The following is a 21,835-nucleotide window of genomic DNA, read 5'->3' as shown; positions in this document are numbered from 1 at the left end:
GCAAGACGTATGGCAAATATGTTTGATTTAGCTACATTTACTATTATATTATCTGCAGTGCTCATTCTTTATCGGTTAGTGATTGGACCCTTTGTTTTTAACAGGATTTTGGCCGTAAATTTCTTCGGAACCAAAACAGTAGTTATCCTGCTCCTAATAGGTTTCATGTATGGCAGACCTGATCTTTTTATAGATATCGCCTTTGTTTATGTCTTGATTAACTTTACTGCTGTATTAGCATTTCTAAAATACGTTGAATCTGGCCGTTTCGACAGATGAAAAAAAATTAGTAACGGGATGGGAAAATATATATGGATATTCGCGTTATTCTTACCGGATTATTCTTAGTCATAGGGTGTTTCTTGTTTCTGGTTGCCTCCATTGGGGTAATCAGGTTTCCTGATTTCTTTACCAGGATGCATGCCGCGGGCAAAGCGGATTCCCTAGGGCAAGCCTGCATTATCATTGGACTAATGATTTATTCAGGATTTAACCAAGTAAGCCTGAAATTATTTCTGATAATGATTATGGTTTTTATCATTAACTCTACAGCAACTCACTATTTGGCCAAAGCAGCTTTTATGAAAGGTGTTAAACCTTGGGTGAAGGGCTGCAATTATGGGGAAACCGACCCCTTTGCGATATCCACTGCCGCCAATGTTGTCCGTAAGAAAGCCAAAGCCAAGGCCAAAGCAAAAAGATGAACGCAAAAACATTATTTATGGAGTTGAAGACATGACTGATTTAGCCATTCCGCTTTTTCTAGTGGTTTGTGGTATTGCAGTATTACTCGTGAAGGACTTAATGAGTTCTATCATGATTTTCTCAGTCTACAGTCTGATGATGGCTATTGAGTGGTGCCGGCTAAATGCCGTTGACGTAGCTATTACAGAGGCGGCTGTGGGTGCTGGTATTTCCACGGTTCTGTTCTTAGTTATCTTAGGTCGTACGAAGTATGTAGATGAGGGCAAAAAACACGTAAACATTCCTGCTCTGCTGGTAGCCCTTGCAGTTGCAGCTATACTATTGTATGGAACCATGGACCTCCCCAATCTGCGGGATCCTAACATTGCGCCCAATACCCATGTGGTGACGCCCTATTATCTAGAGAACTCTTACGAACACGCAGGCCAGCTAAACGTCGTTGCTTCTATTTTGGCCTACTTCCGAGGGTATGATACCTTATTCGAAACGACTGTTGTGGCCACTGCTGGTTTTTGTTTAATTCTGCTCCTAAGGGTGCGGAACAAGAAACCTGGCACTTTAGACTCACAGAAAATCGGGGTCACGGCTAATAAAAAAACCCCCGCTAGTATCGGTGTTAAGCCAACAGAAACGTTTCCGGATGTCTTAGATCAAGACAAAGACATCATCAAGAGAACGGTCACCAAATTTTTGATACCGTTTATTCAACTCTTTGGGCTGTATGTAATAGTCCACGGAGAACTGGGCCCCGGCGGAGGGTTTCAGGGTGGTGTGATTCTGGGGGTTAGTATCATAGTTTACTCCCTAGTGTTTGGCTTCGACGAGGCCAAAAAGAGGATGTCTGTCAAGACAAAAGACCTGTTAGTTTCCTCAGGGGTTTTGCTTTATGGTGGTATCGGTGTTATAGCACTTTTCATGGGTGGTAACTACCTTCAGTATGGTGTGCTTTTGCCTGACCCCCAATTTGCCAGCGTCGTTGGCATTATGGGTATTGAAATTGGTGTAGGTATAACTGTTGCCGCGGTAATGATGACCCTATTTTATGAAACAGTAAGGATAGATGCCAATGATTGAACTATTAGCGAAATATAATTATTGGATTGTAATAATTCTGTTGACCACAGGGTTATATGGGGTAATGGCTAGACAAAACCTGATAAAAAAGATTATTGGCTTGAACGTCTTTCAAACGGCTGTGCTCCTGTTTTATGTGTCAATGTCCAAAATTGAGGGTGGAACTGCGCCTATACTCATAAATCATGGGCATGGTCCACAACCACTTTTCGATAACCCGCTGCCCCAAGTATTAATGCTTACTGCCATTGTGGTAGGAATTAGCACTACAGCTGTGGCTCTGACCTTTGTCACGCTTATTCACCGTGAATACGGAACCATAGAGGAAGATCAAATACTGGAGTTGAACAAGCATAATGATTAAACATTTGCCCGCTCTGTTAATAGTGATACCTCTGCTGGTAGCGATTATTACCCCCATCATCGGTCGCCTACACTGGGTATTAAGTTGGTATGCCGTAACCATAACCACTTTCATAAGCTTTGTTATCTCCCTTTTACTCTTGCAAACTGTATTGATACAAGGAAGGATCAGCTATTGGATGAGTGGCTGGGAACCGCCCTTTGGTATTGAGTACGCCATTGACTATTTGAATATTTATGTGATAATTATTGTTTCCTTTATGGCTTTTGCCGGGGCTATATACTCCAGGAAAAATATTGATGTCGAAATTGGCGAAGAAAAAAAACCACTTTTCTATATGATTTATCTGTTGTTTGTCACAGGTCTTATGGGTATGGTTGTAACTGGAGATATCTTTAACATCTATGTTCTTTTGGAGATAGCCTCACTGACCGGTTATGCCCTGATAGCTCTAGGCAAAAAGCGCCAAGCCCTGGTAGGAGCGTACAACTACCTGGTAATGGGCACTGTTGGTGCTACATTTTTCCTGCTGGGCATTGGTTACTTGTATTTGATGACGGGTACCCTGAATATTGCCGACTTAGCAGTTAGGTTACCTGAATTTTATGAGACCAAAGCGATTTTCACAGCTTTTACGTTTATCGTGGTAGGACTTTCTATCAAGTTAGCTATTTTTCCGTTCCATTTTTGGCTTCCTAATGCTTATGCCTTTGCTCCTTCAACCGTTAGCGCGGTTATGGCCGCAACTGGCGCCAAGGTAGCAGCCTATGTCTTAATTCGGGTCATGTTCACGGTATTTAAGCCGGAGTTTTATGCGCATACGCCCTTTAACATCCAGTATATTCTACTAATCTTGGCGGTGGCGGCTATCCTGGCAGGGTCTATCATGGCTCTAGCACAAACCGATATCAAGAAGATGTTAGCCTATTCGAGTGTTGGGCAAATCGGTTATATCGTGCTGGGTATTTCATTAATGAGTGTCACTGGTATGATGGGCTCTCTAATCCATCTGTTAAATCATGCCCTGATGAAGGGTGCCCTCTTCTTTGCAGTGGGCGCCGTGGTCTATAGAACGGGTCTCACCAGCATAGAGAACTTACGGGGGTTGGGGAAGAAAATGCCCTGGACCATGGCCGCCTTTACTATTGCCGCACTTTCCATGACGGGTGTTCCTCTGACAGTTGGTTTTATTAGTAAATGGTACCTAGCAGTTGCTTCCATTGAGAGTGGGATGTGGTGGTTGGTTCCAATAATTTTGATAAGCTCCCTTCTCACAGCGGTTTATTTCTGGCGGATTTTAGACAATGTATGGTTAAAGCCTGCTCCGGGAGAAGAAAGTCTGGAACACGGACATGACCACCACCAGACGCCTGTTAAGTCTAACGATGCTCCGGTATCTATGTTAATTCCTACCTTTACAGTAGCTGTACTGTGCATAGTTTTCGGTGTCTTTGCCTATGCGCCAGTATCCTTGGCAGAAAAAGCGGCCGTGATTCTTCTGAAATAAAGAGGTGATAAACTTGGAAATAATCGAATCAGCAAGACCCTTATATGCAGTTCTAGTTTCACTGTCGGCAGTTGTGCTAATAGGTATTTCTGGCAAAAACCCAAATCTAAGAGAATCGTGGACAATGCTGGCCGCTTTGCTAAAATTCGGCCTGGTAGTTTCAATGCTGCCAACAATTCTTGCGGGTAAGGTTATTGAATATCATGTGACAAGGGTTCTTCCGGGGCTTGACATTGCGTTCAGAGTAGATTCTCTTGGGATGGTTCTTGCCTTAACAGCATCATTCTTGTGGATCATAACATCTGTTTATGCAATAGGCTACATGCGCTCAATGAATGAACATGCCCAGACGAGGTTTTTTATGTGTTTTGCTATAGCCTTGTCTGCAGCCATGGGCGCGGCTTTTTCAGCGAATGTATTTACCCTGTTTGTCTTCTATGAAATGATTACTGTATCAACCTTTGCTCTAGTTGCCCATGAAGAGACTTCTGAAGCCATTAAAGGAGCAAGGAAATACCTGACTTACCTGCTGGGTACCTCAATTTTCTTCTTCCTTCCAGCCATGGTTTTAACCTACTATTTTGCAGGTACTCTAAACTTTGCCAGTCAGGGAATTTTGGCGGGCAAAGCATCCTATGGAATAGTTAGCATGATTTTTGTTCTCTATATTGCAGGCATAGCAAAAGCAGGTATGATGCCTTTTCATTCTTGGCTTCCAGCGGCTATGGTTGCGCCTACTCCTGTAAGCGCCCTACTGCACGCTGTGGCCGTAGTTAAGGTGGGAGTATTTACAGTACTCCGGATCGTCCTGTTTGTCTTTGGTGTTGACCTGCTTCAAAAAGTTGGGCTGGGCACGTTTCTGGCATACTTTGCATCCTTTACCATTATTACTGCCTCTATCCTGGCCTTGAAACAGGACAATTTAAAACTGCGGTTGGCCTATTCCACAGTCAGCCAGCTTTCCTATATTGTTCTGGCGGTGGCGTTGTTGTCACCTAGTGGCATTACGAGCAGTATTATTCACATTACCATCCATGCCTTTAGTAAGATCACACTCTTCTTTGTGGCTGGCGCGATTTTTGTGGCTACACAGAAAAAGTATATCAGTCAGCTGAACGGGATAGGCAGAAGGATGCCCTTCACCATGACCGCCTTTTCTGTTGGAGCTCTGTCGATGATTGCCGTACCTCCGCTTGGGGGATTTGTCAGTAAATGGTACCTGGTATTGGGGGCTTTGGAAGCAAACATGATGCCAATCCTGGCGGTACTTGTGACAAGTACTCTCTTGAATGCGGCCTACTTCTTGCCCATTATTTACGCGGCGTTCTTTAAAGATTCCCCGGTTGATGAAGAGCAGGGTGTCCATGAAGCCCCTCTAATGTTAGTGGTTCCCATTGTTATCACAGCCCTTGGAACGCTGACCTTCTTTTTCTGGCCGTCGCTGCTGTTTGATCTTGCCAAGTTGGTAGTGTCTCAAGTGATGTAATAATATAATGTACAAACTGTACTGCAAATGAGAAGACAGGGGTGAGCTGGAACGAAAATGAATAAGATTGTGAAGTATTTTGAAAAACCCAATGTTGGAAAAGCAGTTCGCTATATATTTTATGCCAGTCTAGTGTTACTCTTGATTTCTGAATTTTTTATTGAGAAGCACCCTTATTTTAGTTGGGCAGCCTTCCCCGCCTTTAACGCAGTTTATGGATTCATATCTTGTGTAGTCATAATTGCCGTAGCCAAGGTGCTGGGCAAGCTATGGCTGCAAAAAGGGGAGGACTACTATGATTAGCTTTCTGCCACCTGCCCTTATATTTATAGCAGGGGCAGCTCTGATTCCTTTTCTAAATGGAAGACTTAGGCAGGCCTATATCATCCTTCTTCCCTGTCTTGCCTTTTTAAACCTGCTTAATATGCCTGAAGGCAGCAGTTGGGTCTTTAATTTTTGGGATTACCAACTAACCTTTGCCCGGGTTGACAAATTGAGTATGATTTTTGCCTATATCTTTGTAATCATGGCCTTTGCCGGCGCGATCTATGCAGCCCATGAAAAAGACAAGCTACAGCTGACGGCCGCCTTTTTGTATGCCGGGAGTTCCCTAGGAGTAGTGTTTGCCGGAGACTTCTTAACTTTATATATCTTTTGGGAGATTATGGCCTTTGCTTCATTTTGCTTAGTTTTCGCCAGAAAAACCCAGGCAGCTATTAAAGCAGCCTTTAGGTACATCATGGTGCACCTTTTCGGTGGGTTGATGCTCATGATCGGTATTCTGATGCATGTTGCAGAAACTGGTTCCCTGGAATTCAACCTGATTGGCTTAAACGGAATAGCATCGGCGTTTATCCTGCTAGGCTTTGCTGTGAATGCTGCCATATTTCCCCTCTCAGCTTGGCTTACGGATGCTTATCCCGAGAGTACCGTGGTAGGAACGGTCTTTTTAAGCGCCTTTACCACTAAGACAGCTGTTTACGTTCTGGCCAGGGGTTTTGCCGGTACCGAGATATTGGTCTGGGCCGGAATTACGATGATTATTTACGGAATTGTCTTTGCTATCCTGGAAAACGATATGAGGCGAGTATTGTCTTACAGTATTATTAACCAGGTGGGCTTTATGGTCGTTGGTATCGGAATCGGTACAGAGTTGGCCATTAACGGGGCAGCATCTCACGCCTTTGCCCATATTTTATACAAGGCCCTCTTGATGATGTCCGCAGGTGCTGTGCTGTATTTGACGGGCCGCAGTAAAACAAGCCAGTTGGGCGGATTATATAAGACCATGCCTTTGACTCTACTCTTTGCCATAGTTGGCGCTGCATCCATTTCGGGCTTCCCGCTGACCGGAGGTTTTGTTACCAAATCCATGATTGCCTCAGCAGCAGGACATGAGCACATGATCATTATCTGGCTGTTGCTTACCCTAGCGTCAGCAGGTGTGTTCTTGCACGCTGGGATTAAATTCCCCTACTTTGTATTCTTTGCCAAGGATTCAGGCCTTAGGCCCGATGAAAAGAAGCTTCCGCTAAACATGAAGGTGGCAATGGGCTTCCTTGCCTTTATGTGCATCCTGATCGGGGTATTTCCCCAGATGTTGTACCGCCTGCTCCCTTACCCGGTAGATTATCTTCCCTACACCGGTGACCACGTTGTCAGCCAGCTCCAACTGCTGATGTTCTCGGCCTTGGCCTTCTTTATGCTCCTGAAATACCTTAAGAGAACCGAGACCCTTACCTTGGATACTGACTGGATATACAGAAGAGGGGCAAATATTGTTATTGCTTATCTTTCTATTCCAGTGGCATGGACCTATAACAAACTTGGTTATGTTTTCCTGGAAAGGATTCCTAACCTAGCAACTTGGTTTAGTAAAAACCCGCTGGGGGCCATGAAAATAGGGATAGATAATTTAGTCATTTCTATGGTTGGTGGTGAAAAAGCACTAAAACGCTTAGAAAAACAGAAAGCAACCTATCCTGGCCCTCTAAAGCAATGGTCCGTTAGTACAGCCGTAAGCGTTGCCCTAGTAATATTTGCGATCTATTTGATACTCTTCTTCTTCTATGCCTAACTCAACTTAAGCAAGACGATTTTCTAAAGTTGTTATCCTAGCGCACCATAAGAAAAAGACCGAGGCTGAGCCTCGGTCTTTTTGATTGTTATTAGATATCTCTCCTCCACATTTTCAGAACTGAGCTGCTCTATCCCCCATAGATATTCCAGCCAATGCGATCTTTATCATTTCAATGGTGTTCATATAGAATCCACCAACTTAATAACCGAGAAAAAATGCAATAAAGTTTCTAAAATGTCCCCTATACTTATCGCTAAGTAAATTATGGAGTCTTTAGCTTTTCGACATAATTGCCGTTTATTGACACTATAAAATAATCTCTTTTGATTAAGACTAAAGATGATTCTATATTTAAACCTTGAGGAGGAAAAAACATGAATCGTTGGTATTTAAGGTTTTTAAGCTCAGCAGTAATAAGTATACTGCTAACAACTACTGTATTCGCCTCAACGCTTTATGCTCAAACCCCATTCAGTAGAGCGAATATACCGTCTCAAGTAAAAGTTACTGCTGCCTCTCTAAATATCAGATCTGGACCCTCTGCAGCAAAGACAAAAGTCGGATTGCTTTACAAGAACCAAATAGTTGACTGTATTGGAAAAATTGGCAGCTGGTGGGTGATTCATTTAGAAAATGATACTGTAGGTTTAATTTCAAGTAATTATGCCACCCCTTACTACCCATCCAGACCGACTCCTGCACCTGCTCCTGCACCTGCTCCTGCTCCTGCTCCTACTCCAAAGCCAACACCAACACCTACTCCTACCCCAGCTCCTACACCTAGTCCTCAACAACCCACTATTGGCGTAGAAGAACAAAAAATGCTTGATTTAATCAATGCTGAGCGCGCTAAGGTTGGGGTTGCTCCGTTAAAAGCAGATATCAAAATAATGGAAGTCGCAAAGCTTAAAGCTGATGATATGGTAAAAAACAACTATTTTTCTCACACTTCGCCTACCTATGGCTCCCCCTTTGACATGTTGAAGAAGTTTGGAGTTACTTACCAAAGCGCTGCTGAAAACATCGCCGGTAACTCATCTGTTGAAGCTGCTCATAACGCTTTAATGCAATCCGAAGGACATCGCAAGAATATCTTGAATTCTAGCTATAACTATATCGGTATTGGTATCTGTCCTAGCCCTGTCTATGGTAAAGTTTTTGTGCAGATGTTTGTAGGACGTTAATTAACGAAAATAGCCGTAGAGTTTAAAAGGAGCAGTTTTGTTAATCAAAACTGCTCCTTTTAACGCATTATGCAATGGTTTTTATATTAATAATGGGTTGAATTTATTTTCAACTATACTTATAAAATGACCTCTTCACCTGCTTTAAGTGCTAAAACTTTAACATCTGGTGCCTTTACTCCTAACCATTTAACGATAAGACATTATATATTTCCCCCTTATTCCCCATTCTTGAACAGGTTTCTATAAGTCAAATTCATCTTGAGTCATGGCATCCTTGAGTGTCAGTTCACAACGTTCGCCAAACCTTATTGTATTATCCGTAAATCTTAAAAACTCTGGTATTATGCAATGCCACCGGGCCTTCGATACTCCCTTGAAAGAAGCTGGAGTTTGAAAGATGTGTTTCGCAGCAGGATATTTTTTAAAATAAGAGGCTAACACCATCGCTGTTTCCTTCAGACTATTAACTAAATAAGTGTGCCCTCTTAATTGAATACCTTGAATCTTTCTAAAATCCTTGTAGTCCTCAGTAATTGACGCCGCCATCAGAGGATTTTCTCGCAGATTACAACTATGTATTGTAGTAGGTTCAGATAGGAAATAAATTTTAAATCCGCGATTAACAAAAAATACGGGGGTTGACCATGGGGCGTCTTCTCCATAGGTCGAGAGGATTATGGTGTTATGAGTTGCTAGATAGTCAAGCATTAATTGGGCTATTTCGGTCGTCATATACTCCTCCATACTATACTTTAGTGTAGGTCAAATGAGATTCTTCCGCACTACCTCTTCTCTACATGTCTCGGATACGAATACCTATCTATATCTATGCCCCTTCGAAATAGCCATTCCGCCGTCTTTCCTGTAATAACCAAAGGCTTCTCGGAAAGTTCCTTCAAATTAGCAGCACCAACCATTAACATTGTGTGTCGTAAATCCTCAATAATGATGTCGACACGTTCATTAAGACATTGTTCTGAACCTTCTGTAACTATTCTTAAGAAATGACCTGCCATACCGACCAGTTTCGCCCCTAAGGCAAGTGCACACGCGACATCACTTTCACCTGTGAAACCACCCGAGGCAACAACTACTATGGGCAAATCCATGCTTAAAGATTCTACGAGGCTGATAGCCGTAGAAATACCCACGTTCTGGAACTTATCTCGGTAATCCCGACCTGAACGCATATATTCTATTCTTATAAAATCAGTTCCCCCTTGACCACTGACGTCAATATGCCGCACACCAACATCATAAATTTTTTTGATTGTCTCGCGGGAAAGACCAAAACCAACCTCCTTAATAATAACCGGCACCTTAGAAAGAGTTACTATTTTTTGAATATTAGCTAAGGTGCCGCTAAAATTTCGGTCACCTTCAGCCATGGCGAGTTCCTGGGCGACATTTAGATGTAGCTGAACACCGTCTGCCTCAATCATTTCGATAGCTTCTTTGACCATATCTGGTGAAGAAAGTGCACTTACATTCGCCAATAAAATACCGTCGGGATTTTCATCCCGAGCTACTCTGTAAGTGTCTCTTACTTTAGAATCCTCTAATCCGGCAGTCTGGGACCCAATAGCCATGGCGATTCCTGCCCTAGCTGCCACCCTCGCCAAACTCCGGTTAATATATTTCACCTCAGGATGACCGCCGGTCATGGCATTAATAAGCAGAGGGGCCTTTAACTTCTTATTCAAGAAGTTAAGCGAAGTATTAACCTGTTCCAGATCTAGTTCCGGTAACGCATCATAAATTAAAGAAATATCAGAAAAACCATTCCCTACCGTGAATTGGGGGGTTTTAAGAGCAAATTCAATATGTTCCTTCTTCCTATGTCGCCTAGATATTTTTCATCTCCCCTATCCTCAGTAACAGATTTTATGAACAGTTGTAGAAGATAGACCTAGCAATAGTTGTTTTCTAAACATTAAGAATTAAGCATAAAGCTCTTTATTGACTATCCCGCAGAGATATTCATTTTAGAATTTATTTTCTTTACTTTTGAGGATATCCTTTTGGGAGCTATACTCTTAAGAGTATTATTTTTCCGATCTCCTTCTTCAAGTTTACGCCAAAGTGTTGTCCGTCCAATACATAGTTGAATAGCCGCTTGGGAATGATCTCCGCCAAAAGCATTTAAAGTATGTTGTATAACCTGTTTTTCGACTTTCGAAATAATACTTTTCAAGGACCCATTAACAAACACTTTAATATGAGGACTTTTTTCGCTTTGAAGAAAAGTATAATTTTTACTTCGACAATGTAGATCAAACATCTGTTTTCCCTTTTCACTTGCTTGATTCTCAGTTAGTCCCTTTGTAACTACAGCTACACGACGAATAACGTTCTCTAGCTCCCTAACATTACCTGGCCAAGAATAATCAGGTCTGCTAATTACGACTGAGATAATTATTTTCTTCATCTTTAAGGACGAATCTGTATATTTATTTAAAATTTCCATTGCCAAAGCCGGTATATCCTCTTTACGTTCGAACAAAGAGGGAACATTTAATTGAAGGACGTCCAGTCGATAGAACAAATCATTGCGAAATTTCCCTTCGGCAATTAATTCCTGTAAATCCTTATGCGTAGCGGCAATGATACGTATATCCACCATCACTAATCGGTCACCGCCGATCCGGCGTACCTCTTTCTCCTGAATCACACGCAAAAGTTTAGCTTGTAATTCGAGCGGCATTTCCCCAATCTCATCTAAAAACATTGTCCCACCATGGGCGAGTTCAAACAGACCTGGCTTACCCCCTTTGCGCGCACCAGTAAAGGAGCCTTCAGAATAGCCAAATAACTCACTTTCTAACAATGTTGCAGGAATAGCTGCACAGTTTACTGCAATAAACATCTTTCTTTTCCTATTAGAGATACCGTGAATACTTTGGGCAAATAACTCCTTTCCAGTACCGCTTTCACCTAAGATTAAGACTGTTTCATCACAATCAGAATACCTTTTAGCTAGATCTACTGCACTACTAATAGCCCTACCATTACCTATGATATCCGCAAAGGAATATTTAGTTCCGTGGTTTTTAGTGACTAATTCTTTCCTGATCTTCTCCTCAATATCCTGAATTACTTGTAGTGCCTGGTAGCTTGCAACAGTTCCCACTATCTGTCCATCGTCGATAATCGGCACTCGATTTACAACTACTTTGGTATCTTCCACATGAGTGACTTCTCCGATAACTGCCTGCTTAGTGGTCAATACCTCGTTAAGTTTTGTTTTATCTAAAACTTCGAAACAATTACGGCCTATAACGTCTTTGGCATTAATTTTGAATATATCCTCTGCTGCACGATTATATAAGGTAATGATTCCACTTTCATCAGTTGCTACTATCCCCTCGTAGGTACAGTCTAAAATAGCCTTTAATCGATAGGTTTGTTTCCTCTCAGCCTGTTGGGCCATGGCAAGTCCTTTCGCAACTTCAATAGCACTAACGAAAGACTCCTTGCTCATATTAACTGCTTCCGTCATGAATCCTAAAGCTGAAGCTACCTGACAAACAAAGCCTCCACCAATAATAATTTGATCTGTTCCCTGAATTTTCTCCAAAAGAAATTCAAGATGTTCGGCATTGTTAAATACTAATACCTTGGGTTGAAAACCCAGTATTTCCGATATTTCAGTAAAATCAATTTGCGATTTACGATAGACAAAAATCACTACATTTGAACCGTACTGTTTAACGGCTCGGGCTATAGGATAAAAAATGTCAAATTTATGTTCTGGTACAGAAACCACAGGAATGGTTGTATGATCTTTAATAAATAAAGTATTACCCTGAGTACTTACAATCGCCTCAACACCTTTTCTCTCGAAGTACTCTAAGCCGGGCAATGAACTTTCTAGGACTCCTTCATGAACCATTAATTTAATACCTTGAACTAGTCCTATCTGACGACACAATGCAGTTAAGTGGGCGTGCGTTGAAATGACCCCAATTAAAACCTCGCTTTCCATTCGGCCCCTCCTATTCCATCTAAACTCCACCTTATCTATAATGCTTAGGAATACCACCTTTCCTCTGCCGTATTGTAAGGCCATGCATGCCATAAGTATGAAATTCAAAAGAAAGTACTAAACACATGGAAAAGGTCATTCATTAATTCAATTGAGAGGCCTTCGTTAACAGGTTGTTAATATAGAGTATCAACTAATCTATTACAAAGCTTCATTTTGGTCTGAAATATCTACTAGTGTTGTTCCCCAGCGTCTTGTTAGAATATTATCAACACCGAGCAAATCAAGGATTCTGGACGTTTGATGGTTAATAATATCATCTAGAGTGACAGGATGATTGTAAAAAGCAGGCATTGGCGGCGCTATGATTGCACCCGCTCGGGTCATCTTGAGCATATTCTCCAAATGAATCTCATTAAGTGGGGTCTCCCTCGGTAAAAGTATCAAACGCTTTCTTTCTTTGAGCATTACATCAGCTGCACGAACAATCAAATTATCTGCATAACCATGGGCAATAGCAGATAGAGTCTTCATACTACAAGGGGCCACAACCATACCTTCCACACCAAAAGAACCGCTGGCAATCGGGGCGCCTTGATTTCGATAATCATAACAAAATGTTGCCATCTTTTTCACTTGTTGGGGACTATACTTTGTCTCCAAAGCAATAGTTTTTTCTGCCCAAGGACTGATGATCAAATGCACCTCATAATCACTCATTGACTTTAACACTTCAATGAGTCGAACTCCAAAGACAGCACCGGTTGCACCAGATAAAGCTATGATAATTTTTTTCATAAAAATCTCCCTTCGTTTAGATTACAACATGAACTTGGATTATGTTTAATGTTTCTAAAATGCAAATCTTATTCCATATACCCTAATTTCTTCTCAAAAGTTAAAATGCTTTCTTGAATGTTAGCTTATCAGCCTTGAATGGGTTGATGCTCCATAATTTAAATCAAACAACTAAAGCCTCGTGCCCAATATTGAAACGATTGTTTTCAATATTGGAAAACAAACATATTCGCAGCCTAGTCTAGTTTGAGGTCACACTTAGCAAGATAATAATTCCACACTTTGTTAAACTGAAGCTCTGTCCATATACGAGGGCCTTCAGCTAACTCCTCGGGAGATAACGATTGTGGTTCCCCCATACTGTAAGCTTGACAAAGCTTATCTGCATTATCTTCTAAGTAGATCGAAGCCAAGAATACTCCCTTTATACTGTCTGCAACTAACGTTGCACCATGCCCACGAATAATTACCGCCCGCGCTAACCCAAGGGAAAAGGCCATAGCGTCTCCGCGCTCAGCACTGTTTATATGCCTACAGTCATTATAGATAGGGATCTGTTCGCCGAAAATCGCCCCGTGGTAAATTACAGGTATGCATGGCTTCCCTACAATACTTAGCGCTACGGTCCTCGGAGGATGAATATGGGCTATCGCCTGTACGTCTGGTCGAGCCCTGTATACTGAGGTATGAAGAGCTAATTCGAGAGGTGGCCGACCCTCACCTTCCAACAAAGAACCTTCTAGAGTAAGTCTCAATAAGTCCTTAGGCTTAATAGCATTTCGACTTAGGTCACGGGAATTAATCAGTATCTCTTTGGTACCTGGAATTCTGGCACTGACATGTCCACTAAAATCTATCAGACCCTGATATACAAGTAGTTTTATACAAGTAGCGATTTCATCTCGCAAGTATTGTTCATTCACAGCCTTACTTCCTCCAAAATAAAAACTTCTTTCTAAAAATGTCACATAGCAATAAAGTCAAACAGATATAGTCAAATATTCCCATCCCCAAAGCCATAAAGGATGTTACTTGATCAATTTATTTAATCCATAAATCTCCAGGTTGGCTAAAACCATCTCTCTATGTTCAATAGGAGGTATCGCGAGTGGGGGATAGCTATGTTTTTTTGTTGCATCAATGATAATCTTGGAACCAATAGATCTCTTTTTGGTAAGTTGAAGTTCCTCTGCAGACGCAGTAGAGGGATCTAGGCGTACAGATGCGGTATCGGCAACAATTGTGCAATCTTTAGCAGGCTGACAACGGAAAGACATCGCCCAATCAACCGCAAAATCATCCCAAATATCAATGTCATCATCAACAATTACTGTAAACTTACCTAGAGTTGGGTCAATCGCCCACGCTCCCCAAGCAACTTGTTTTGTAAGTCCAGCTGATCCGTCTTGTCTGATAGAAATGACTAGGTAAGCAGCTGACCCTCCGCTTTCCTTTAATCTAAGATCAGTTATAGGCAAATGTAAATCGTCCCTTAATCCTTTAAATAAGCCAGCTTCTCGTCCCACACTCCGAATTAAACTGCTTTCACTCGGAGGCATTTGACTGATAAACGCTTGATATATAGGATTATTTCGGTAAGTAATGGCCTTGATGTTTACTTCATAGGCATCACCATCTGGTCCCATATAGCCTGTATATTCTCCAAATGGTCCCTCATGCTTGAGAGTGTTTGCTTCAATTTCACCTTCGATTACGATTTCAGCTGATGCAGGAACCTCTAGATCACAGGTTTCACACTTTACAACCTCTACAGCTTGCCCACGCAGGCCACCCGCCACAGCATACTCGCTTAAACCATAAGTAATTCTTGCGACCGAACAAAGACCAATTGTAGGATCTGTACCTAAAACGATCGCCACTGGAGTTGGCTTTCCCAAACTATTGTTCTTCTCAACATGCTTTCGGGCGTGTTGGTGAAAGTTAACCATACAGCCAATTCGGTCTTTAGCCTTGACTTGAACACGGTAGGTTCCAACATTAATGACACCGGTCTCTGGATCTTTTGTTACCACATAAGGAGCGGTGAGATAAGGTCCTGGATCTTCCCCTACAGTCCAGATAGGTACCGGGAATTTACCCATGTCAATCTCTGAACCTTTAAGAATATTTTCTTTACACGAACCCGTACTAACTAAAACAGGGTTAATCGGATGATTTTGGGCTTCTGTCCAACGCTTGCTAATATTATTGATCTGTGTTTCAAGGGCTAATGAATATACTGCACGAGATGCTCCTAAAATACCTGCTACTACAGGAACACTAGATCCTTTAACTTTTTCAAACATAATTGCCGGACGACGCGAAGCAGGAACTTTTTGAAAGAGTATCCTAGCTGTTGCTGCAATTTCCCAGTCTTTATCAACCTCTTTACTTACCTTGTGCAACAGCCCATTTTCTTCGAGGGCCACTAGATATTCACGTAAATCGTTATAGGGCATAAAGTTTCCTCCCTTAAAAGATTCCAACCTGCAATAGAATATACACAATTTTGTTATTTTTTAAATATTCAATTTTTTTATCTTAAAAAATTTAGTTCTATCTTTACTTTTTTCTAGATCCATTATCTTCTAATAGATCTCTTCTTTTTATTAAAGTAAAGATACCCCTTTCGAACTGGCGTATTCATTTATTGTCGCGGGTTGCTACACAAAATTATTTACATTTCATAGCAACTCTAACTTCTGGACAATACCAGGGTAATTCATTAGGGTTTTTACCCTCTTGCAAATCATCTTGAATTAAATTCGGCAAAATAAATGTCTGATGAGTACCTTTATTCTCAATAAATACTATAGTCTTTCCTTCAGTAATTTCTTTTCCACTAATTATTTTAACTGCCTTCACAGGATCTTCTATACAAAGTTTACGAAACTCTAGATCTACTCTTGCTTTTTCCATAATTTCCGACAAGGTATCAACTACCTCATCTTGTGTCCAGTCGCTCATGTTTATATCCATTCCTTTCGCTGCGCTCAAGGCACAAAACGTTATGAAACGTGTTGGCTTTGAGCGTTATTTTATTTATCCTATAAACGTAGGGATAGCAGTTAACTACAAACCACGGGGAGGTGAGTGGGCTACTCCAAACACGGAGTGACCGCATGTTTATATGTGTAGATTGCCTTTCCAAGCACAAATAAGTGTGACTTTGAGCACGCAGACTTATCTTTGTATAAACATTACTCGTTTATAGCTAGGCAATCAGTCAATGCTGTCTATCCCTTCAAATCTAGGAAGGGAGATTCTACTGTGGCTTTAAAAATTGTCCATCAAATTTGTTGTGGCATTGACGTCCACAAAACCTTTGTGGTTGCCTGTATTGCTACGACAAACAACAAGGGGGTTACTAGTTACAAACGCCATCGCTTTTCTACCTTTACAAAAGGCCTAAAAGAGCTGTCACAATGGCTTTGTGAAAACAACTGCAGCGAAGTTTGTATGGAGTCTACAGGAAAATACTGGATTCCAATCTTCAACATTCTTGAAGATTCTTGCAACATTACCCTCGCTCACCCGAAATACGTCAAAGCGATCCGCGGTAAAAAAACGGATAATAAAGATGCTCAGTGGATTGCCGACTTGTTCAAGCATGACCTTGTCGCAGGTAGCTTTATGCCACCACTTGCCATTAGACAGCTTAGAGACTTGATGCGCTATCGCGCTAAGCTGACCAACTTTATGTCCAGCGAAAAAAACAGACTTCAAAATTGCTTGACGGTATCCAACATTCAACTTGGCAATGTCCTTTCGGACACTTTTGGCAAGAGTTCTATGAAGATTATTGACAAGATCCTTGAGAACCCCCTGGATACCACGTTTGACTTAGAATCCCTTGTACATTGTTCTCTGTTTAAAAAACTTCCTGAACTTGAGCTTGCCGTTGATGGGTTTATCACACTCGAACAAGCGGGGAAACTTAAAATCATCAAGCGACACTATGAAGATCTCACTGAGCGCAAATCAGATCTTGAGGGAATTATCCTTTCTCTTTCCGTGCCCTACGCAGAAGAACTAAACTTGATCTTAACTGTTCCGTCCTTTAAAAACATCTTTTCTACCATTACTGTGGTTTCCGAAATAGGTGTCAATATGGACGTGTTCCCGACAGCTAAGCATTTATGCTCCTGGGCAGGGCTTACACCTACGAATAACGAAAGTGCCGGAAAGAAAAAGTCTGTTAGGATTTCAAAAGCTGGTTGTTACATCAAACCACTTTTAGTCCAATGCGCCACTGCTGTGGTAAAGAGTGAAAAGCATCCTGAAATCCGTAACCGCTACTTAAAACTCAAAAAGCGTCGTGGGCACAAACGAGCAATCATCGCAATTGCGCGCATGTTACTAACTGCGATTTATATGATTCTTAAAAAGAAAGAACCCTATAATGCTGACTTATACAAAAAATCCGATGTTCTTCCAGTAGACCGCGAAATCACGGTTGAACAAGCAATTTTGATCGCTAAAAATCAAGGATACCGAATAAAAACTACAGCCTGACTCAGTATATTAATTCAATTTTAAGTCATCTCTTGATGGCTTGTTTGCTATGCTCTCGAACTAATGTGCGTTATCCTACAAATGTTTCAGACTTGTCCTCCCTTTATCCTTCTTATTCATTTAGCAAGCTTTCTTCTTATAACGAAATTCTCCTTTTAAGCAGATCAGTTTGTCGTAATCAAATAATTTCTATACATTTTTTCAAAATCCTTCTATTTTAACCTAAATATCCAAAATAGTTAAATACTTGTTTCTGTGTCCAGCGAAGGGTACAGGTCTATATTTCCACCTTACTGGAGGCTACAGACAAAATCGACTCCTCGATCTTTTTATACCCTGTACAACGGCAAAGGTTACCAGCGATGGCTTCCCGTACCTCGTCCAAGGTTGGTGTCTCGTTATTCTCCAAAAGTACCTTAGCGGACATCAACCATCCCGGTGTGCAAAAGCCACATTGGATTGCACCATGTTCGACAGCGGACTTTTGGAGAGGATGAAGTTCTCCGTTTTGAGACAAGCCTTCGATCGTTACGATCTCCCTTCCCTCGCATCTGATAGCTAAGGTCATACAACTTAAAGCGGGTTCTCCATCTATAATTACTGTACAAGCTCCACAGGCTCCCGAGTCGCAACCCTTCTTTGATCCTTGCAGACCAAGTTGTTCCCTTAGTACATCGAGCAATGTCTGATTGGCAGTAACTGTCACTTGGTAACTTTTTTGATTAACCTTAAGAGTAAGGGCTCTATTCATTCCAAACCTCCTTAAAATTCTGCAAGCTGAAGGGCTTGCTCCAGGGCTGAGTGAACATAAACTTTGACCATATCTTTGCGATATTTAGGGGTAAAATCACGCAGGTTGTTTAATGGGCGAGCAATACTATAAGCTTTCTGGACGAGAAGTTCTAATTTTTCATCCCCGAAGAGGCCCTCTCGGCTGACTTCCTCGAGCAATAGTGGTCTTTTATCGACCCCCGTCAACCCAACAGAAACTTTCTGTCCTGCTTCTGCCTGTTTCACACTAACCGCTACACCTAGAGCCGGGTAATCAATCGTTTTGCGCACTCGCAACTTAAGATAAATATTACCGCTTTTAGGACCTAGTGAAGGAACAATGATTTGAGTCAGTAGTTGTCCAGGTCGCAGGGTTTGAGGCTGCTTTCCGTTGCCAGTATATAAATCATTCAGAGGAATTATCTTCTCTCCTGTGGAGTCAACAACTTTTATCTGCGCTCCTAAAACCAATAAAACCGGGGCTAAATCACTACAATAGGTCGCCCAGCACTCTTTACTTCCCTTAACGGTATGGCAAACGTCGCCACCGGCTTTATGACAACGCTCTAGACCATGTTTGGATCCGACTGACTGATTGTAGTATTGACACAAACAATCTTGACAGAGGTTGCCTCCAACAGTTCCCATCGCTTGGATTTGAGCAGTGGCAACTTCAAGTGCTGCACGTGCCAACGCTGGGTAATTTCTTTTAACCGTTGGTTCAGAAGCCAAATGACGAAGTGTTACGAGGGCTCCAATTTGTAGTTCTCCCTGAACACCATAGCTTATTGCTGTAAGACCGGATATAGCTCGCAGATCCACTAGGCAATCCGGTACTTTTAGCCTTTCTTTCATAGGCACAATTAAGTCTGTTCCTCCTGCAATGACTAAAGCTTTGCCGTTCATTTTTTCCAGTAAGGCACTGGCCTCAATGAGTGACCTAGGAGCTTGATAATCAAACCTTGGTAGTTTCATACTATGTATCACCTCCAATTTGTTGCTTTAAAGCTGCCAAAACCTTGTCGGGTGTGATAGGTAAGCTCTTGATGCGAATGCCGACAGCATCATAAATCGCGTTTGCCAGAGCAGGGGGTACTGGCACATTGGTCGTTTCTCCAACCCCTTTGGCACCGAAAGGCCCTTCTCTGTGCTCTTGTTCCACCACGATGGGTACAATCTCTGGAATATCTAAAGCAGAAGGCAATTTATAATACAAAAACGATGGATTAAGGACATGGCCATCTTTGAAGACATAATCTTCGTAGGCCGCAAAACCGACGCCCATTGAGACTCCCCCGACAATCTGGTCAGCAACATTTTCAGGGTGAATGGCCTTACCGGAGTCATGCGCAGCATAAATTTTAAGAATTTTGACCTGCCCTGTTTTCCTGTCTACCTCTACCTCAACCCCGTTGGCTCCTAGTAACCAAAAAACACAATAAGCAGAATAAAAATCCTCCCTTTTGTCAGCTGGCATTTCCGGAATATAATATCCTCGGCCGAGAATTGTCCCACTAGAGCTGCAAGTTTTGCTAAATATTGTCGAAATGGGCAAAGCCACCTCCGGCTTTCCATTGAGAACGACGATACCCCGTTTGATCTCGAGATTTGAAGGATCAACACCCAGTACGCTGGCACCGAGCTGCAATACTTGCTGACGAGCATCATTTGCTGCCATCTTAACGGCATTACCCATATGAAACGTTGAGCGGCTGGATGTAGTCGATGCATCATAAGGGGTAAATGCCGTATCTGGGGTATGCTTCCTTACCGACTCAAGTGAGACGCCTAATTCTTCAGCGACAATCTGGCAAAGAATCGTCTCGGACCCTTGGCCAACTTCTGTTGTACTGCTTAAGATATCAACCGTACCATCTTCATTAACTTTCACAAAGGCAGCTGAACCGAAAGGAGTTTTAACGGCTCTCTCCATACATGCAATACCGCGTCCTTGATCTTTAGCCAAGGGTTTCTCTCCCCAGGCCATGCTCTTGGCGACTTCTTGAAGACACTTTTTAAGACCCTCGGCATGTAAAATCTGTCGGGTGGTAGTATGGGTATCACCGTCCTCATAGGCATGGCGAAGCCTTATTTCTAAGGGATCAATTCCTAACTTGGCCGCAATAATATCCATTTGAGATTCATAGGCCCAAGACAACTGCGGACCCGAATAACCTCGCATAGCTCCTGCAAGCAAGGTATTAGTGTACATTAAGTAAACGTCAATTTTTACATTTGGAATCTTATAAGGACCCGCTGCCGACATTCCACCAAACAGAGAAACACTTGGTCCTTTTTCGGCATAGGCCCCGGTAGCTAAATACGTTGTTACCTGACGGGCCACAATCGTCCCGTCCTTTTTAACACCGGTTTTCATCCTCGTGACCGAGGGATGACGCACCAACGACGAGCAGAATTCTTCCTCTCGGGTATACATTACCATGATTGGGACATTTCTTATCTTCCAAGCTAAGGCAATAACAATGGCTTCAGCTCTTAAGCCTCCTTTGCCCCCAAAATTCCCCCCTGTGTACGGCGCACTGATCACGCGCACTTTTGTTAAGGGAAGATGCAAAGAATTTGCAATCTCGATTCGCGCCCGATAGGGTGAATCATTATTCGTCCACAGTACGAAATTATCGTCATCATTTATTTGGCAAACAGAACCATGGGGTTCTATCGTGCAATGTTGTACTGCTTGGGTGCTAAAGTTGTCTTCAAAAATGTAGTCAGACTCCTCAAACCCACGTTCGACGTCCCCTATGTCAAAATTAACATGATTACAAATATTTGTCTTAGGGATTGGTTTTACCAGTGGTTTATGCTTGTAGGCTTCTTCATGAATTAGAATCGCGTCAGGCAGAGCAGCTTTTTCAGCATCAAATAAGCTAGGCAACTCCTCATATTCAACCTTAATTAGGGCCAACGCCTTTTCTGCAGTCACTTCGTCAATGGCCGCTACCGCAGCCACAGCTTCTCCTACATAACGGACCTTACCCTTAGCCAAATAAGGCTCGTCCAGACAAGATTCGCCATGTAGAAAAGGCAAATCTGCTCCGGTGACTATTCCCATCACGCCTGGCAATTTCGCAGCTTCAGAAGTATCAATATCAGTGATCTTGGCGTGCGCATAACTACTTCGCAAAACCTTACCATAAAGTAGTCCAGGGAACTTCATATCTTCTAAATAGATACTTCTCCCCTTTACTTTATCCCAAGCGTCGGAACGAAGTGGTGAACTTCCCACAATATCATAGTGCTTGTTTACAATCGTACTATTAAGCATACTTCCTCCCTTCTAATCTATACCCTGCCACCGCTCAGAGACGGAAAACTAGATTAGTTTTCAATGATTTTATGGAC

At 42.1% G+C, this 21,835-nt stretch carries 20 protein-coding genes; 10 read left to right on the top strand and 10 right to left on the bottom strand.

Annotation, left to right across the window (positions count from 1 at the left end; translation table 11 throughout):
* Window positions 1-9: 9 nt before the first annotated feature.
* From ACYQ3Q_RS13235 to ACYQ3Q_RS13195, 9 genes are all read left to right on the top strand, one after another.
* Window positions 10-279: an MrpF/PhaF family protein gene (locus tag ACYQ3Q_RS13235; protein WP_291300417.1), complete on the top strand. Its 270-nt coding sequence runs from the start codon at window positions 10-12 to the stop codon at window positions 277-279.
* A 32-nt stretch (window positions 280-311) separates the two neighbouring features.
* Window positions 312-704: a monovalent cation/H(+) antiporter subunit G gene (mnhG, locus tag ACYQ3Q_RS13230; RefSeq protein ID WP_459929004.1), complete on the top strand. Its 393-nt coding sequence runs from the start codon at window positions 312-314 to the stop codon at window positions 702-704.
* Window positions 661-1,779 carry a DUF4040 domain-containing protein gene (locus tag ACYQ3Q_RS13225; protein ID WP_459929003.1) on the top strand — a complete coding sequence of 373 codons (1,119 nt, stop codon included), beginning with the start codon at window positions 661-663 and terminating at the stop codon, window positions 1,777-1,779. The genes mnhG and ACYQ3Q_RS13225 overlap by 44 nt, the downstream gene beginning before the upstream one ends.
* Window positions 1,772-2,143: a cation:proton antiporter subunit C gene (locus ACYQ3Q_RS13220; RefSeq protein WP_034144123.1), complete on the top strand. Its 372-nt coding sequence runs from the start codon at window positions 1,772-1,774 to the stop codon at window positions 2,141-2,143. The genes ACYQ3Q_RS13225 and ACYQ3Q_RS13220 overlap by 8 nt, the downstream gene beginning before the upstream one ends.
* Complete coding sequence (locus tag ACYQ3Q_RS13215; protein ID WP_459929002.1) at window positions 2,136-3,650, top strand: monovalent cation/H+ antiporter subunit D family protein; 1,515 nt, start codon at window positions 2,136-2,138, stop codon at window positions 3,648-3,650. Before ACYQ3Q_RS13220 ends, ACYQ3Q_RS13215 begins: the two co-directional genes overlap by 8 nt.
* A gap of 13 nt (window positions 3,651-3,663) precedes the next feature.
* On the top strand, window positions 3,664-5,136 hold the full coding sequence (locus ACYQ3Q_RS13210) for a monovalent cation/H+ antiporter subunit D family protein (RefSeq protein ID WP_459929001.1): 1,473 nt from the start codon (window positions 3,664-3,666) through the stop codon (window positions 5,134-5,136).
* A gap of 57 nt (window positions 5,137-5,193) precedes the next feature.
* Window positions 5,194-5,439 carry a hypothetical protein gene (locus ACYQ3Q_RS13205; protein WP_459929000.1) on the top strand — a complete coding sequence of 82 codons (246 nt, stop codon included), beginning with the start codon at window positions 5,194-5,196 and terminating at the stop codon, window positions 5,437-5,439.
* Entirely contained in the window at window positions 5,432-7,213 is a 1,782-nt protein-coding gene (locus ACYQ3Q_RS13200; protein WP_459928999.1) for a Na(+)/H(+) antiporter subunit D, read from the top strand. The genes ACYQ3Q_RS13205 and ACYQ3Q_RS13200 overlap by 8 nt, the downstream gene beginning before the upstream one ends.
* 377 nt (window positions 7,214-7,590) lie before the next feature.
* Entirely contained in the window at window positions 7,591-8,400 is an 810-nt protein-coding gene (locus ACYQ3Q_RS13195; RefSeq protein ID WP_459928998.1) for a CAP domain-containing protein, read from the top strand.
* Between the two features lie 243 nt (window positions 8,401-8,643).
* On the opposite strand, the gene ACYQ3Q_RS13190 is transcribed toward ACYQ3Q_RS13195, so the two are convergent.
* From ACYQ3Q_RS13190 to ACYQ3Q_RS13160, 7 genes are all read right to left on the bottom strand, one after another.
* Window positions 8,644-9,135 carry a pyridoxamine 5'-phosphate oxidase family protein gene (locus ACYQ3Q_RS13190; RefSeq protein ID WP_459928997.1) on the bottom strand — a complete coding sequence of 164 codons (492 nt, stop codon included), beginning with the start codon at window positions 9,133-9,135 and terminating at the stop codon, window positions 8,644-8,646.
* A 50-nt stretch (window positions 9,136-9,185) separates the two neighbouring features.
* The gene (fni, locus tag ACYQ3Q_RS13185) at window positions 9,186-10,256 is read right to left on the bottom strand and encodes a type 2 isopentenyl-diphosphate Delta-isomerase (RefSeq protein WP_459929038.1); all 1,071 of its coding nucleotides are present in this window, start codon (window positions 10,254-10,256) and stop codon (window positions 9,186-9,188) included.
* Window positions 10,257-10,366: 110 nt separating this feature from the next.
* Window positions 10,367-12,388 carry a sigma 54-interacting transcriptional regulator gene (locus ACYQ3Q_RS13180; protein WP_459928996.1) on the bottom strand — a complete coding sequence of 674 codons (2,022 nt, stop codon included), beginning with the start codon at window positions 12,386-12,388 and terminating at the stop codon, window positions 10,367-10,369.
* Between the two features lie 201 nt (window positions 12,389-12,589).
* Window positions 12,590-13,186 (bottom strand): UbiX family flavin prenyltransferase, encoded by a 597-nt coding sequence (locus ACYQ3Q_RS13175; protein WP_459928995.1) that lies wholly within the window; start codon window positions 13,184-13,186, stop codon window positions 12,590-12,592.
* Window positions 13,187-13,422: 236 nt separating this feature from the next.
* The gene (locus ACYQ3Q_RS13170) at window positions 13,423-14,109 is read right to left on the bottom strand and encodes a class II aldolase/adducin family protein (protein ID WP_459928994.1); all 687 of its coding nucleotides are present in this window, start codon (window positions 14,107-14,109) and stop codon (window positions 13,423-13,425) included.
* Between the two features lie 105 nt (window positions 14,110-14,214).
* Window positions 14,215-15,645, bottom strand: a complete 1,431-nt coding sequence (locus tag ACYQ3Q_RS13165; protein ID WP_459928993.1) for a UbiD family decarboxylase — start codon at window positions 15,643-15,645, stop codon at window positions 14,215-14,217.
* A gap of 214 nt (window positions 15,646-15,859) precedes the next feature.
* A complete protein-coding gene (locus tag ACYQ3Q_RS13160; RefSeq protein ID WP_459928992.1) occupies window positions 15,860-16,183 on the bottom strand; it encodes a M14 family metallopeptidase in 324 nt (107 codons plus the stop codon).
* Between the two features lie 273 nt (window positions 16,184-16,456).
* Between ACYQ3Q_RS13160 and ACYQ3Q_RS13155 the strand changes: the two genes are divergently transcribed.
* Window positions 16,457-17,701, top strand: coding sequence for an IS110 family RNA-guided transposase (locus ACYQ3Q_RS13155; RefSeq protein ID WP_459928991.1), 1,245 nt, complete (start codon window positions 16,457-16,459; stop codon window positions 17,699-17,701).
* Window positions 17,702-17,978: 277 nt separating this feature from the next.
* Here ACYQ3Q_RS13155 and ACYQ3Q_RS13150 read toward each other — a convergent pair whose 3' ends face one another.
* The 3 genes from ACYQ3Q_RS13150 to ACYQ3Q_RS13140 are packed head-to-tail and all read right to left on the bottom strand — an operon-like array spanning window position 17,979 to window position 21,758.
* Complete coding sequence (locus ACYQ3Q_RS13150; RefSeq protein ID WP_459928990.1) at window positions 17,979-18,452, bottom strand: (2Fe-2S)-binding protein; 474 nt, start codon at window positions 18,450-18,452, stop codon at window positions 17,979-17,981.
* Between the two features lie 11 nt (window positions 18,453-18,463).
* A complete protein-coding gene (locus ACYQ3Q_RS13145; protein WP_459928989.1) occupies window positions 18,464-19,447 on the bottom strand; it encodes an FAD binding domain-containing protein in 984 nt (327 codons plus the stop codon).
* 1 nt (window position 19,448) lies between these two features.
* A complete protein-coding gene (locus ACYQ3Q_RS13140) occupies window positions 19,449-21,758 on the bottom strand; it encodes a xanthine dehydrogenase family protein molybdopterin-binding subunit (RefSeq protein WP_459928988.1) in 2,310 nt (769 codons plus the stop codon).
* Window positions 21,759-21,835 lie beyond the last annotated feature (77 nt).

This window comes from Desulfosporosinus burensis (genome assembly GCF_054657535.1).
Note: the sequence above shows the minus strand (reverse complement) of the source record. Positions and strands in the feature narration are given on the sequence as shown.

What these genes read in the sequence shown, in the direction of transcription:
- ACYQ3Q_RS13235 (WP_291300417.1), top strand. Translation starts at nt 10, where the DNA reads ATGGCAAATATGTTTGATTTAGCTACATTTACTATTATATTATCTGCA.
- mnhG (WP_459929004.1), top strand. Translation starts at nt 312, where the DNA reads ATGGATATTCGCGTTATTCTTACCGGATTATTCTTAGTCATAGGGTGT.
- ACYQ3Q_RS13220 (WP_034144123.1), top strand. Translation starts at nt 1,772, where the DNA reads ATGATTGAACTATTAGCGAAATATAATTATTGGATTGTAATAATTCTG.
- ACYQ3Q_RS13215 (WP_459929002.1), top strand. Translation starts at nt 2,136, where the DNA reads ATGATTAAACATTTGCCCGCTCTGTTAATAGTGATACCTCTGCTGGTA.
- ACYQ3Q_RS13205 (WP_459929000.1), top strand. Translation starts at nt 5,194, where the DNA reads ATGAATAAGATTGTGAAGTATTTTGAAAAACCCAATGTTGGAAAAGCA.
- ACYQ3Q_RS13200 (WP_459928999.1), top strand. Translation starts at nt 5,432, where the DNA reads ATGATTAGCTTTCTGCCACCTGCCCTTATATTTATAGCAGGGGCAGCT.
- ACYQ3Q_RS13195 (WP_459928998.1), top strand. Translation starts at nt 7,591, where the DNA reads ATGAATCGTTGGTATTTAAGGTTTTTAAGCTCAGCAGTAATAAGTATA.
- ACYQ3Q_RS13190 (WP_459928997.1), bottom strand. Translation starts at nt 9,135, where the DNA reads ATGACGACCGAAATAGCCCAATTAATGCTTGACTATCTAGCAACTCAT.
- ACYQ3Q_RS13180 (WP_459928996.1), bottom strand. Translation starts at nt 12,388, where the DNA reads ATGGAAAGCGAGGTTTTAATTGGGGTCATTTCAACGCACGCCCACTTA.
- ACYQ3Q_RS13175 (WP_459928995.1), bottom strand. Translation starts at nt 13,186, where the DNA reads ATGAAAAAAATTATCATAGCTTTATCTGGTGCAACCGGTGCTGTCTTT.
- ACYQ3Q_RS13165 (WP_459928993.1), bottom strand. Translation starts at nt 15,645, where the DNA reads ATGCCCTATAACGATTTACGTGAATATCTAGTGGCCCTCGAAGAAAAT.
- ACYQ3Q_RS13150 (WP_459928990.1), bottom strand. Translation starts at nt 18,452, where the DNA reads ATGAATAGAGCCCTTACTCTTAAGGTTAATCAAAAAAGTTACCAAGTG.
- ACYQ3Q_RS13145 (WP_459928989.1), bottom strand. Translation starts at nt 19,447, where the DNA reads ATGAAACTACCAAGGTTTGATTATCAAGCTCCTAGGTCACTCATTGAG.
- ACYQ3Q_RS13140 (WP_459928988.1), bottom strand. Translation starts at nt 21,758, where the DNA reads ATGCTTAATAGTACGATTGTAAACAAGCACTATGATATTGTGGGAAGT.